Source organism: Paenibacillus tritici (assembly GCF_013204885.1).
Taxonomy (GTDB): domain Bacteria; phylum Bacillota; class Bacilli; order Paenibacillales; family Paenibacillaceae; genus Paenibacillus_AQ; species Paenibacillus_AQ tritici.
The window spans coordinates 1-13,594 of record NZ_JABMKX010000004.1; the positions used below are offsets into that span (position 1 = coordinate 1).

Annotated in this window: 11 protein-coding genes; all 11 read left to right on the top strand. The window is 58.0% G+C overall.

What is annotated here, in order from left to right; genetic code table 11:
* The first annotated feature begins 347 nt into the window (after positions 1-347).
* Positions 348-1,364 carry an adenosylcobinamide amidohydrolase gene (locus HQN87_RS07665; protein ID WP_367272672.1) on the top strand — a complete coding sequence of 339 codons (1,017 nt, stop codon included), beginning with the start codon at positions 348-350 and terminating at the stop codon, positions 1,362-1,364.
* A gap of 76 nt (positions 1,365-1,440) precedes the next feature.
* On the top strand, positions 1,441-2,406 hold the full coding sequence (cbiB, locus tag HQN87_RS07670) for an adenosylcobinamide-phosphate synthase CbiB (protein WP_173130257.1): 966 nt from the start codon (positions 1,441-1,443) through the stop codon (positions 2,404-2,406).
* Positions 2,407-2,417: 11 nt separating this feature from the next.
* On the top strand, positions 2,418-3,626 hold the full coding sequence (locus tag HQN87_RS07675) for a histidine phosphatase family protein (RefSeq protein WP_173130260.1): 1,209 nt from the start codon (positions 2,418-2,420) through the stop codon (positions 3,624-3,626).
* 645 nt (positions 3,627-4,271) lie between these two features.
* Complete coding sequence (locus HQN87_RS07680; RefSeq protein ID WP_173130263.1) at positions 4,272-5,732, top strand: aminotransferase-like domain-containing protein; 1,461 nt, start codon at positions 4,272-4,274, stop codon at positions 5,730-5,732.
* Positions 5,733-5,741: 9 nt separating this feature from the next.
* Entirely contained in the window at positions 5,742-6,764 is a 1,023-nt protein-coding gene (locus HQN87_RS07685; protein WP_216857200.1) for a D-alanine--D-alanine ligase, read from the top strand.
* On the top strand, positions 6,761-7,981 hold the full coding sequence (locus HQN87_RS07690) for a pyridoxal phosphate-dependent aminotransferase (RefSeq protein ID WP_173130265.1): 1,221 nt from the start codon (positions 6,761-6,763) through the stop codon (positions 7,979-7,981). Before HQN87_RS07685 ends, HQN87_RS07690 begins: the two co-directional genes overlap by 4 nt.
* Positions 7,982-8,218: 237 nt before the next feature.
* Positions 8,219-9,280: a nicotinate-nucleotide--dimethylbenzimidazole phosphoribosyltransferase gene (gene cobT / locus HQN87_RS07695; RefSeq protein WP_173130268.1), complete on the top strand. Its 1,062-nt coding sequence runs from the start codon at positions 8,219-8,221 to the stop codon at positions 9,278-9,280.
* Positions 9,277-9,834 (top strand): bifunctional adenosylcobinamide kinase/adenosylcobinamide-phosphate guanylyltransferase, encoded by a 558-nt coding sequence (gene cobU, locus HQN87_RS07700; protein WP_173130271.1) that lies wholly within the window; start codon positions 9,277-9,279, stop codon positions 9,832-9,834. Before cobT ends, cobU begins: the two co-directional genes overlap by 4 nt.
* Complete coding sequence (gene cobS, locus HQN87_RS07705) at positions 9,831-10,643, top strand: adenosylcobinamide-GDP ribazoletransferase (RefSeq protein WP_173130274.1); 813 nt, start codon at positions 9,831-9,833, stop codon at positions 10,641-10,643. Before cobU ends, cobS begins: the two co-directional genes overlap by 4 nt.
* A gap of 418 nt (positions 10,644-11,061) precedes the next feature.
* Positions 11,062-12,615 carry a cobyric acid synthase gene (locus tag HQN87_RS07710; protein WP_173131343.1) on the top strand — a complete coding sequence of 518 codons (1,554 nt, stop codon included), beginning with the start codon at positions 11,062-11,064 and terminating at the stop codon, positions 12,613-12,615.
* Between the two features lie 35 nt (positions 12,616-12,650).
* Positions 12,651-12,977 carry a YnfA family protein gene (locus HQN87_RS07715; protein WP_173130277.1) on the top strand — a complete coding sequence of 109 codons (327 nt, stop codon included), beginning with the start codon at positions 12,651-12,653 and terminating at the stop codon, positions 12,975-12,977.
* The last annotated feature ends 617 nt before the right edge of the window (positions 12,978-13,594 follow it).

The following is a 13,594-nucleotide window of genomic DNA, read 5'->3' on the forward strand; positions in this document are numbered from 1 at the left end:
AGATTAACGTTCGCCGAGTTTGATCGGTTATTTACGCTGCAAAGGCTACCTGTGGAGTGGAAGATTTATTTAGCCCATGCTATTGATTTAATTACCAGAATATAGGTAATCAACAGGCTTAGCGTTTTTCCAACTAATAATACAGAGTGGATGCTCCCCATGAACGCCATATAATACACCAGTTCATTTCAGCGGAAAAGTAGCCGGGAATGGCGATCTAATCACAACTTGGGAAGGTGTTGGTTTGCCCTCCGGGATGATTTTGTTCTTTTGACTGTACCCCACACAAATATTTGTATAAAGTGGAGCTATGAAGAGTCTTATTGTGTGAGAGGAGCGGATGTAATGTGAAAGAAGTGAGTGTGGAATTACCCTTTAATCTTAACGGCGGAGAGACGGAGTATCAGAGCAGGGTCTGGCAGGGACTAACGCTGGGCTGGCGCGAAGGCCATCTGCTGCTGGAATTCCCGGCTGAGGCGGAGAGTATATCGAGCGCGGTGTATGGCGGAGGCACAGGACGCCTGAAGCGGGCAGTGAATCAATATGTCACCCGGGACTATGAATGCAGCAATCCGGTACGGGATATGGAAAATAAGCTGCGCGAATGGGGGTATGCGCCAGAAGGATGCGCAGGACTGATGACGGCCGTTCCGCTGGAACATGCCGCAGTTGCCGAAGAGGATACCGGATCAGCGGGGATATTCTGCTGCGTGACAGCCGCTGCCGGCAATGCCGCCCGGGCCGGGTCGCAGCGCAGCGTACTGGCAGCGTACCGTCCGGGTACGATTAATATCATGCTCGGCATTGACGGATGGCTGTCGCCGTCGGCCATGGTCAACGCTGTGATGACAGCTACGGAAGCGAAGGCTGCGGCGCTGGCCGATCTCGGAATCCGCGATTCCGAGAATGGGCTGATTGCCACCGGAACCACTACGGATGCCATTGTGCTTGCAGTGAGCGGAAGCCGCCGCTATGCTGCGGAGCATGTATATGCCGGAACCGCTACCGACCTTGGCGGAGCTATCGGCAGACTGGTGTATTGCGCGGTGACGGAGAGCCTGCGTTCGGTGAAGGCAGCGGAAACTCTGCGGAGGGAACAAGAGGAAGCGCCGCAGGCTGCACAAGCGGTAGTGGCGGAACAGGCGGGACAAATGAGGCAGACGGAGCAGGCGGTACAGGCGGGACAAATGAGGCAAACGGAGCACGCGACGCAGACTGGAGAAATGAGGCAAACGGCGCACAGGGCACAGACCGGACAAATGAGGCAAACGGTGCACAGGGCACAAACCGGACAAACGGCACAGTCGGCACAGAGGGGGCAAGCTCAGTTATCCGGGCAGCCTCAGAATGGCGGCCGGGAATGACGGGAACGGACTGCTATACACTGCAGCTGGGAATGACGGGCAAGAACTGCCAAACACAGCTGCGGGGTGAGCGGAAGTGAGGCTTGCCTTAATTCTACTAGCTGCTTATGTTGTGGACCGGATCGTTGGCGATCCGCGCAAGCTTCCCCATCCTGTTGTCTACATGGGGAAGGCTATTACTGCGATAGAGCGGTTTATCCGCCGCTTCGCCTCGGCGCCTCGTGCCCTTAAGCGGGCTGGCCTGCTGCTTCCGTTGCTGGTGGCGGGCGGCGCATGGGTGCTGACTACGCTGCTTGTCATTCTGCTCTACCGCCTATCTCCTTGGCTGGCTGGTGTTGCCGAAGTGTGGCTAATCTCCACGACGATCGCCTCCAAAGGCCTGAAGGACGCAGGGATGGCAGTGTATGCCGAGCTGCGCCAAGGCGATATCCCCGCGGCCCGCAGGGCGCTGGGGATGATCGTCGGCCGGGATACAGCCCACCTGGAGAGCCCGGAGATTGTCCGCGGCACGGTGGAGACAGTGGCGGAGAATATCGTGGATGCGATACTCTCGCCGCTGTTCTTCGCCCTGCTGGGCGGGGCACCGCTAGCTATGGCTTACCGTGCGGTGAACACGCTGGATTCCATGGTCGGTTATAAGAACGATAAATACCGTGACCTCGGCTGGGCGTCTGCCCGGCTGGACGACATCGCTAACTACATACCGGCGCGAATTACAGCGCTATTGCTAACCTTATGTGCGGCGCTCTTGCGTCTGGACTGGCGAAGATGCTGGCGCACCGTGCGGCGGGATGCCCGTCTTCACCCCAGCCCGAACAGCGGCTACCCCGAATCGGCGGTCGCCGGAGCGCTGGGCATCCGCCTGGGCGGAGAGAATGTATACCATGGCGTAACCTCCTTCCGCGCTTACATGGGCGATCCGCTGCGGACGACGGAGCCGGAGGATATTATAGCAACTTCGCGGCTGATGATGCTGTCTTCCGCCATATTTGTCTGTTTATGTGCAGCCGCCGCTATGCTGTGGCATGGGATTGGAGGCTGAGCGGGGTGGAGATGGACGAGAATGAGGGCAAGGGCAAGGGTAAGGACGAGAACAAGGACAAGGACAAGAACAAGGATAGGGATAAGGATAAGTATAAGGATAAGGACCAGTATAAGGACCAGTACAAGGATGAAGACAAGGACAAGGATAGGGATAAGGGTAAGAGTAAGGGAGGGCACTTGAAGGAGTTGCACCCGGCAGAACACGGTGCCCTAAGTGATCTGGCACATCAGATTGAGGTGGAACTGGTCCTGATCCGCCACGGGCACACCCAGTGGAATGCTGAACGCCGCTATCTGGGCCAAACGGATCTGCCGCTGCTCCCGGATGCGCATCAGCAGTTGTCCGCACTGAGGAGCCAGCCGGTACTAAGCAGAGAGTTCAGCCGCGTCTATTGCAGTGACTTGCGCAGATGCAAGGAGACGCTGGCAGACATGGCTCCGCATCTGGAGCGGCAGGCGATCTTTGACCCGCGGCTGCGGGAGGCAGATTTCGGCGCTTGGGAAGGCTGCACGTATGAGCAACTGAAGGATAACAGGCATTATCGCAGCTGGATCGACGATCCCGGGTCGGTAACCCCGCCGGACGGTGAGCCGTGGGAGGAATTTGCAGCCCGTGTAGACAACTTCTGGTCTCTGCTCCAGCGGGAAGCAGAAGCAGGATTATGGTCAGGAGTAGGAGTAAGTACGGGAGCAGGTGGAAGTGCAGAAGCAGGGGCTGATATAGGGGCAGGGGCAAGTGCAGAAGCAGGAGCAGATGTAGGTACAGGAGTAGGAGCAATTACAGGTGCGGGAGAAAGAACAGGAGCAGGTGAAGACTCTAATGCAGGAAAAGGTGCAGGAGCAAATTCAGGAGCCAGTGCAGAAGCAGCAGTAGATACGGGAGTAGGAGCAAGTGCAAAAGTAGAAGCAGGAGCTGATGTAGGAGCACTAACAGGATCAGGAGCGGTGCTGGTACATGAGGCTTCTGTAAGGCCGGAAGAACATATTACGAGTGGATGTACTCCAGAGACCACAGCAATGAAGCTAGGGTCAACGCAGGTTCCTAAGGTTTATCGTGTGCTGCTGGTAACGCATGGCGGCGTAATCCGGCAACTGCTAGCACGGATCGTCGAAGGCATGACGTTCTATGCAGCAGCGGCCCCGGCTCCGGGTGAGGTTATGGTAATGAATCTTCGCTGTCAGGCGGGAGTTTGGCGTATGATATCATGCGAAATCTAGCGGCTGGAAACAGCAGGGTGAAGCAGGAAATAACAGGGGATAGTAGGGGATAGTAGGGAATAGCAGAGAGTAGCAGGGTATATAGCCCGGATTAGCAGGGGAGCAGGACTTACCAATTGGCCGTGTAGCTACTTTTAAGGATTTGAGAATAACAAGGTAGCCATATTGCCGGGAACAGTCCGGTATAGCTGAGAGTAATTTGAAAAAGCAGAAGGTGATTGCACTATGTGCAACAGAATGAGGGGGGAAAGGTCCAAAAACACATTCTATTGTATTTCCTGCAGCAGAATATCGGAAATGGGCCCGATTAGGGTGGAAATCCAAAATTCTAATGTACATAGTGCAACAGAACACAGAAAAGGATAAGTTCTCCCCACTTCTACTGTACAAAATACAACAGATCACCCAAGGTGAATCCTGAACAGGCACGCCAGCCCTGAACAAGTCCGACAGCCATGATTCACGCCCGGTAGCTGTTTCACGCCCTATAGTCCTGATCACGCTCGATAGCCCCAGCCACACCCGGAAGTCCCCAGTCCCCCCGCTTGCCCATCCATAGAACCACGGCCGGAAGAAAATCCCGGGGCGGTGGTTCTTTTTTTACGGCTGCGTCTGTGCCATGATATCTGTGGGGGCGATCACAGGATGTTCAAGGATTTCAAGCTCATTGCCGGACGTCCGGTATATATCCAGGTGAAGGATTATATGAAGCATCTCATTATCAAAAGCGCGCTCCAGGGCGGCCAGAAGCTCCCTTCGACACGCGAGCTCAGCACCTTGCTGAAGGTCAGCCGCAACTCGGTAATTTCGGCCTACGAGAGTCTTGAAGACGATGGCTTCGCCTACACGGTGCAGGGCCAGGGCAGTTATGTCTCACAAGGCGCAGCGGCGCAGAGCGGCCCGGAGGCGGCCTCCTGGACTCTGGACTGGACAGAGCGGCTCAGCAGCCAGGCGCTGCTCGCGGAGGAGCTGGACATTATGAAGCGGGGGATACGCGCGGAGAAAGGAACGATTTCTTTTACCAGCATCGCCCCGGATGAGCGCCTCTTCGAGCTGGATCAGGTCCGGAGAGCTTTTCTGGAACGTATGTCCGTAGAGGGCAACGTTCTGCTGAATTATGGATATGCAAAAGGCTATAAGCCATTAATAGACTATCTTAAGCAATATATGGAGCACAAGGGCGTGGATCTGCGCGGGAAGGATCTGCTGATTACTAACGGGTTCACGGAGGGTTTTGACTTGGTGCTGTCGGCTCTTGGCAAGCGGCATGGCGCTGTGGTCTGCGAGAATCCGACCCATCATACGGCGATCAAGAATCTGAAGCTGCACGGCTTCGGCATTCACGGGGTAACGATGGAACGGGACGGCATCCACCTGGGAGAGCTGAAGCGGGCGCTGGAGGAGCGGGAATTCGACTGTGCTTATCTGGTGCCCTCCTACCATAATCCCACCGGCATCGTCATGTCTCCCGAGAAAAGACAAGGACTAATGAAGCTGATGCAGCACTACAACGTGCCGGTGATTGAGGACGGGTTCAACGAGGAGCTGCGTTATTCTGGTGCCCATGTGGCTCCGCTCATTGCGGCGGCGGGCGGCGGGAACAGCGTGATTTACCTCGGCAGCTTCTCCAAGGTCCTGTTCCCCGGGCTGCGGGTGGGCTGGGTGCTGGCGGATCAGGAGCTGATCTATTATCTCGAAAGCGTCAAGCGGGCACGCACCATTCATACCTCGACGCTCGACCAGTCTATTCTGTACCAATACCTGCTGGGCGGCAATCTGGAGAAGTATCTGAAGAAGGCCCGGCTGGAGTATAAACGCAAATACGAGCTGACCTTGGCCTGCTGCACCGAGCATATTCCTTATGCCTCCTTGTCGGGGGACGGGGGGCTGCATCTGTTTGTAACGTTCGCTGAAGGCTTCAGGACAAGGGAGTTGCTGGCGGCGTGCCATGCGCAGGGGGTTATTTTTACAGCGGGAGACATTTTCTTCACAGACGGTACAGGGCAGAACACGCTGCGGCTGGGCTTCTCCAGAGTGGCGGATGAGGATATACGCAGAGGGATTGAGATTATCGGCAGGACAGCACGGCAACTAATGAGAGGATGAGGTGCAGATATGATCAGAGTAGGTGTCATTATGGGCGGCGTATCGTCTGAATATGAGGTGTCGATGAAGACCGGCAGGGAGATGCTGAAGGCGCTGGACCCGGCAAAATACATCGGGATTCCTGTACCCATCACCACGCGTAAAGAGCTGCTGGAAGGCGTAAAGGGGCTGGACTTCGCTCTGCTCGCCCTGCATGGAGCCTACGGAGAGGATGGCACCGTACAAGGTACGCTGGAAACGCTCGGTATTCCGTATTCCGGGAGCGGGGTGCTCTCCAGCAGCTTGTGTATGGATAAAAGTCTGGCGAAGACGCTGATCCGCAGCCACGGGATTCCCACCCCTGACTGGCTGTGCTGGGACAGTATGAAGGAATACGAACCGCAAGCCGTGGAACGGCTCGGTTATCCAGTGATGGTCAAGCCGAATTCGGGCGGCTCAAGCATCGGCATGACCAAGGTGAATCATCCGCAGGAGCTGCGGGGGGCGGTGGAGAAGGCTTTTGCATGTGCCGAAGAGGGCCCGGTGCTGATCGAACGTTATATCACAGGGCAGGAGATTACCTGCTCGATCCTGGCGGGAGAGATGCTGCCGGTAATCGGGATTCAGTCCCTGGGTGCTGACTGGTTCGATTATAGCGCCAAATACGAGCAGGGCGGAGCAGAGGAGCGGATCATCGAACTGCCGGACGCCGTGGACGAACGGGTGCGGACGGCGGCGTTAACCTGCTACCGGGCGCTCAAATGCGCCGTGTATGTCAGAGTGGATATGTTGCTGAAGGACGGCATTCCGTATGTGCTGGAGGTGAATACACTGCCCGGGATGACCGCAACCAGCCTGCTGCCCCAGAGTGCTCAAGCGGCTGGTATTTCCTTCAGTAGCCTGCTGGATAAAATAATAACCGGATCGCTGCAGGAGCGCGGAGGGGCGGGGCTGGAACCGGAACCGGAACCGGAACCGTTGCAGGGAAAGTCGGCGGATTCACCGGATAACGATCTGCCGCAATATGCTGAAGCAGGGGGTGTCAGACGATGAGAAAAGGTCAATCTGCACTGCTGAACGGCAGCAGCTCCTTGTATGAGGAGTTCGTTACTCCCCGCTTAAGGGACATTCCGCCTTCGGGCATCCGGGCTTTTTTTGATATGGCTGCGGGTAACAACAATATTATATCACTTGGGGTCGGCGAGCCCGACTTCGCTACTCCTGAGCAGGTAAGGGCCGCCTGTATCCGCGCGCTGGACCGTGGAGAGACAATGTATACCCCGAACAGTGGAATGCCGGAGCTTCGGGAAGAGATTTCCGGCTATCTGCGGACCGGCTTCGGACTGAGCTATGAGCCAGCGGACGAGATACTGGTTACGGTAGGCAGCAGTGAAGCGGTGGATCTGGCATTGCGTGCGTTCATTGCTCCCGGGGATGAGATCCTCATTCCTTCTCCGGGCTATGTCGCTTATGCTCCTATCGCTTATCTGAACGGCGCGACGCTGGCTACGGTGGAGACGAGGGTGGAGGAGGGCTTCAAGCTTACAGCCGAAGCGCTGCGGCAGGCGGTTACGCCGCGGACGAAGCTGCTGATGGTGAATTTTCCAAGCAATCCTACGGGGGCGGTCATGACTTACGAGGATTGGCTGCCGGTCGCTGAAGTGGTGAAGGAGCACGGGCTGATCGTAATTTCGGATGAGATCTATGCCGAGCTGACCTATGGCGGAAGACATGTGAGTATCGCCTCCCTTCCCGGCATGAAGGAGCGGACGGTGGTGATCAGCGGGTTCTCGAAGGCTTTTGCCATGACGGGCTGGCGGGTGGGGTATGCCTGCGGGAACCGCGAACTTCTCGGGGCCATGCTGAAAATCCATCAATACACCGCCATGTGCGCACCTGTGCTGGGTCAGATTGCCGCTACGGAATCGCTGCGCACGGCGCTGCCGGATAAAGACCGGATGAAGGAGTGCTTCAGAGAACGCCGGTCGCTGCTGGTGGAGGGTCTGCGGTCCGCCGGACTGTCCTGCCATATGCCGGAGGGAGCCTTCTACGCCTTCGCTTCCATCGCCCGCACGGGTATGGGATCAGAGGAGTTCGCCTTGAAGCTGCTGAAGGAGGCTGGCGTTGCAGTGGTTCCGGGCCATGTGTTCGGAGCTGGTGGAGAAGGATATATCCGCTGCTCCTATGCCGCTTCTACGGCGAAGCTGACCGAAGCGCTGGAGCGGCTGGAAGGCTTCATGAAAGTGGACACCCGGAAGGGAAAAATCTAATTGTAAGATTATTTTATATCACCTATAATCCTTAAAGGAAGAAATAGGGATAAGATAGAGTAGATTGGCTTGCAGCCAGTTCAGCGGAGGCCCCCTTCTTCGAAGTTGGGGGGCTTTTTATGTTTTTAAGCTGAAGAGAGTTGTGGGACCGGATGGGTTTTGTGAAATATCAAGGACGGCGTAGCCGTTCAACTTGCAGGGGAATCACTCCTGCATGATCTGACAGGAGGCAATATCATGATCGCAGCCATTCAAGAAGTAACCGGACGAATCACCCCGCCTGACGAACAAGCCGCACTGCGCGCGGTACTCCGCCTGAACAGCCTGACCAAGCCGCCCGGCAGTCTCGGGCGGCTGGAGGAGCTGGCTGTCCGGCTGGCCGGAATCTCCAGAGATGAGCAGCCCAGTTACGGCAAACGTATGGTAGTCGTTATGGCTGCGGACCATGGGGTCTGCAGTGAAGGCGTCAGCGCCTTCCCGCAGGAGGTCACCATACAGATGGCGTATAACTTCCTGAACGGCGGGGCTGCGGTGAACGTGCTGGCCCGCCAGGGCGACGCAGAGGTGCGGTTCGTGGACATCGGGATCAACGGGGACATAGCCCACCCGCAGCTTATTGACCGCAAGGTGCGCCGGGGTACGGATAATATGGCAGCAGGTCCGGCCATGAGCCGGGAGGAGGCCATGCGCGCGGTTCTGGTTGGGATTCAGGTGGCCCAGGAGGCGGTACAGGACGGCGCGGAGCTTCTGATTACCGGTGAGATGGGAATCGGCAATACAACAGCCAGTGCTGCGGTATTATGTGCACTGGAAGGGATTCCGGCAGAGGCGGCAGCCGGACGCGGCACAGGCATCGGCGATGAGCGGCTGCAGCACAAGATCACGGTGATCGAACGCGCCCTGGAGGTGAATGCCCCGAATCCGGCAGACCCCATAGATGTGCTCTCCAAGGTCGGCGGGCTTGAGATAGCCGGCTTGGCCGGTCTGATTATCGGGGCGGCCGCGCTGCGGATTCCGGTCATTCTGGACGGGTTCATTTCCGGGGCCGCAGCCTTGGTGGCCAAGGCATTGGCGCCGGAATCCACGGCTTACATGATCGCTTCCCATGTCTCGGGCGAGCAGGGCCATAAGCTGATGCTGGACCGTCTCGGCCATACGGCCCTGCTGGATCTCGGGCTGCGCCTGGGTGAAGGCACAGGCGGCGCTCTGTGTCTGCACTTCATTGATGCGGTCAGCCGGATTATGCGGGAGATGGCCACCTTCGAGAGTGCGGGAGTCTCCGCCTCGGAGAGCGTATGAGTATCCTTGTAACCGGAGGGGCACGCAGCGGCAAAAGCGGCTTCGCCGAGCGCCTGACCCGGAAGCTGGCCGTTCCGCAGCAGGCGGTCTACGTGGCGACCGGACAAGCATTCGATGAGGAGATGGAGGCGCGAATTGCCCTGCACCGGCAGCAGCGGCTGGAAGACGGCTTCCGGTGGGAGACCCTGGAGGAGCCGCTTGCACTCACGGCGCTGCTGGAGCGGCTCTCCGGCAGCGGGCAGACCGTGCTGGTGGATTGTCTGACGCTTTGGCTGTCGAATCAATTGCTGGCCGTGGAGGAACGGAGTGACAGGCAGCAACGGATAGAGTCTGAGATTGCCGCCCTGGAGCAGGGGGTCGCCAGCTTCCAGGGGACGCTTATTCTCGTTACTAATGAAGTAGGCGACGGCATTGTGCCGGAATATGCACTTGGACGGCTGTACCGTGATTTAGCCGGGCGGATGAACGCCCGTTTAGCTGCCCGCTGTGAACAGGTATTCCTGGTTACGGCCGGGATACCGGTTGAGCTAAGAAGCCGGGAGTATCTTCTGTGAGTGCGAGGGGAAATGCCGCTGCCGCCTTTCAGTTCCTGACACGGTTCCCGGTCAGGTACAGCCCGGACTTCTCACCCGGGCTGCTGCGGGCAAGCGTGGTCTATTATCCGCTTGTCGGTGCGGCAATCGGACTCAGCACCGCACTTGGCGCCGCAGCGGCAGCCTGGCTGCTGCCGGCCTGGCCCGCCGCTGTAATCACCCTCATCCTGTGGGTGGGTCTGACCGGCGGGCTGCATCTTGATGGCTGGATGGACAGCGCCGATGCACTGCTGAGCTACCGCTCCCGGGAGCGGATGCTGGAGATTATGAAGGACAGCCGCGTAGGCGCTATGGGCGTGCTGGCCTGCGTGCTGCTCCTGCTGCTGAAGGCCTCGCTGCTGGCGGCATTTATCGGGGGCGGCAGCTTCAGCCTGCTGCCGCTGCTCCTGCTGCCGCCGGTCTGGGGCCGCTGGTACATGGTGCGGGCCATGGCCCGCTATCCGCTGGCCCGCGGCAATGAGGGGCTGGCCGCCACCTTCGGCGGGCTGCCTGCCCGGCTGGAGCGGCGCGCGCTTTTAAGCGCCGCGCTGCTTACGCTGGCCGCAGCCGCAGCGCCTCTGGCGCTCGGCGCGGGCAGCGGGGCCTGGCCGCTGCTTGCGGCGGCGGCCATCCTGGCGCCGGTGGCTGCGGCTGCCTGCGGCAGGCTTGCAGCACGGCGGGTCAGCAGCCGGCTCGGCGGGCTCACCGGCGACGTCTACGGCGCGCTGTGTGAGCTGCTGGAGACGGTGGTTCTGCTTGTGCTGGTGCTGGTGCAGCACAACCTGCTGTAGCAGGCCGCATCCGGCCTGCACTCAAGGCGCGCATAGCGCTCGAATCGTTCGGCGTTCGCCGCCCTGCACTCAAGGCCGCGCAGCGCTCTAATCGTTCGGCGTTCGCCGACCAGCATCAAACCCGCGCCGTAGCGCTCAATAGGACTGCACCGCCGTCAACTCCGGCCGCAGCAAGAAAGCGAGGAAGATGAACATGGAAGACACATCCGCAGGTAAGACCGCAGCCCAGGCAGGAGCGGGAGAAGCAGCGGAGGCGAATTTCGAGACTATTGCTCCATCGGCCCGTCAAGCTACAGTCCCATCTGCCAGTCAAGCAAAAGCTCCAGCGGTACACCGAGCCGCAGCTCCATCGGCCCGCCAAGCTACAGCCCAGCAAGCTGCGGCGCTATCGCCGAAGCCCGGGCCTGCCGCTGTGCTGATGATCCAGGGGACCGCGTCCGATGTCGGCAAAAGCCTGGTCACTGCCGCCATCGGACGGATCATGACCAGGGACGGGTACCGTACGGCCCCGTTCAAATCGCAGAATATGGCGCTGAATTCCTATGTTACAGCGGACGGCAAGGAAATCGGCCGCGCCCAGGGGATGCAGGCGGAAGCCTTCGGCATTACGGCAACCAGCGATATGAATCCAATTCTGCTGAAGCCTTCCGGTGAGATGAGTGCGCAGATCGTGGTCCACGGGGTGCCCCATGCCGCGCTCAGCGCAAGGGAATACCGGGAGAAGTTCCTCCCCGAAGCCAAAGGGACCGTGATGGATGCGCTGGGTCGTCTGCGGGAGGCCTATGATATTGTGCTGCTGGAAGGCGCGGGCAGCCCGGCTGAGATCAACCTTAAGGCCCGGGATATCGTCAATATGAATCTGGCCGGCTGGGCAGATGCGCCGGTGCTGCTGGTCGCCGACATTGACCGGGGCGGCGTCTTTGCCTTCATTGTCGGTACGCTGGAGCTGCTGGAGCCACAGGAACGCGCCCGGGTCAAAGGCTTCGTTATCAATAAATTCCGCGGGGATGTCTCCCTGCTGCAGCCCGGACTGGACTGGCTGGAGGAGCGCACCGGCATTCCGGTGCTGGGCGTGCTGCCGTTCCTGCCGCAGCTGCGGATTGAGGCAGAGGATTCCGTAGTTCTGGAAGGAACGTCCGGACGCTTCCGGGGGGATTCAGCGAAGGAGCTTGATATCGCGGTCATCCGTTATCCGCGGATATCCAACTTCACCGACTTCGATCCGCTGGAGGAGGAGCCGGATGCTGCCGTGCGTTACGTTACCTCGGCAGACGAGCTTGGAACACCGGATGTCATCATCCTGCCGGGCACGAAGAATACGGCGGCTGACCTGCAGTATCTGAGGGAGCAGGGGTTCCCGGAGGCGATAGAACGTGCGCTTGGGCAGGGAACACATCAGCTTGCCGGAATCTGCGGCGGATATCAGATGCTGGGATTGAAGCTGCTTGACCCCGATGCTGTAGAGAGTGCAGAACCTGGCGAGAGTGAAGGTCTCGGCTATCTGCCGCTCTCGACATCGTTTCTCCAGCAGAAGACTACGGTGCGTGTGAGCGGAGGGCTGGCTGGGGGCCATCCCCTGCGTTTAAGCCCCGCAGGTACCGGAAGAATGGGGGAGCTGCCTGTGACCGGGTATGAGATACATATGGGAACGACAACGAACCATGACCCGGCCTCCGTCTTGAGCCTGTTTACGATTGCGGCACCGGAAGAGCTGGCTGTGCCAGAGGGCTGGGGAACTCCGGACGGCAGAATCTGGGGCAGCTATCTGCATGGGCTGTTCCATAACGATGAGCTGCGCCGGAGCTGGCTGAACGGGCTTCGTATAGCCAAAGGGCTGGCGCCGTTAACCGCAACCTTCTCGGCCGCTGCTCTGCGTGAGCAGGAATTTGAGCGGCTGGCGGATACGATGAAGTCACATCTGAACATGGCTGCGGTTTATGAGATTATGGGCTTATCGGCAGGTGCGAACTAGAGAAGCTGGAGGACTAGAGAAGGAGGGGACAAGAGATGGTATTTGCAGTGCTTCTGTTCATTGTGGCCGGTCTGGCTGAGATCGGGGGCGGATATCTCATCTGGCTATGGCTGCGGGAATCCCGTCCGCTATGGTACGGATTAGCAGGCTCCGTCATCCTGATTGCTTATGGAGTAATCCCAACCCTGCAGAAGTTCCCATCCTTTGGCCGGGTGTACGCCGCTTATGGCGGAGTGTTCATTGTGCTTGCTGTGCTGTGGGGCTGGCTGGTGGACCGCAAAACCCCGGACTTCTACGACTGGATCGGAGCGGGCATCTGCGTGATCGGTGTATCCGTCATTTTATGGGCACCCAGGCATTGAGCAGGCGATCCCACCCCATCCTTTGCTTCATCAACCGGACCATCTACATAGCCACATAATCGCATCAATCAACCAATCGAATCATCGAACCAATGGCACCAATCAAAACATCGAACCAATCAATCCAATCGCGCCAATCGGACCAATCGAATCAACAAACCAATCAATCCAATCAAACCAATTGAAACAATCGAAAACAAACATGTCTTTCAAGGCACAACTCCAGCATGAAAATGAGCAGCGTGGCTAAAAAACAGAACATCGTCTTTTCATTTATTTAACATATTTTAACGGAAAACCGAACACAATTTGATTGGGTGCACCGCGTAGGCCGAATGTAATCGAAAAACCGAACACAATTGGACTGGGTGCACCGCGTAGGCCGAATGTAATCGAAAAACCAAACACAATTGGACTGGGTACGCCACGTAAGACAAATGTAATCGAAAAACCGAACACAATTGGACTGGGTACGCCACGTAAGCCAAATGTAATCGAAAAACCGAACACAATTGGACTGGGTACGTGGCGTTAGCCGAATGTAATCGGAAAACCGAACACAATTGGACTGGGTACGCCACGTAAGCCAAATGTAATCGAAAAACCGAACACAATTG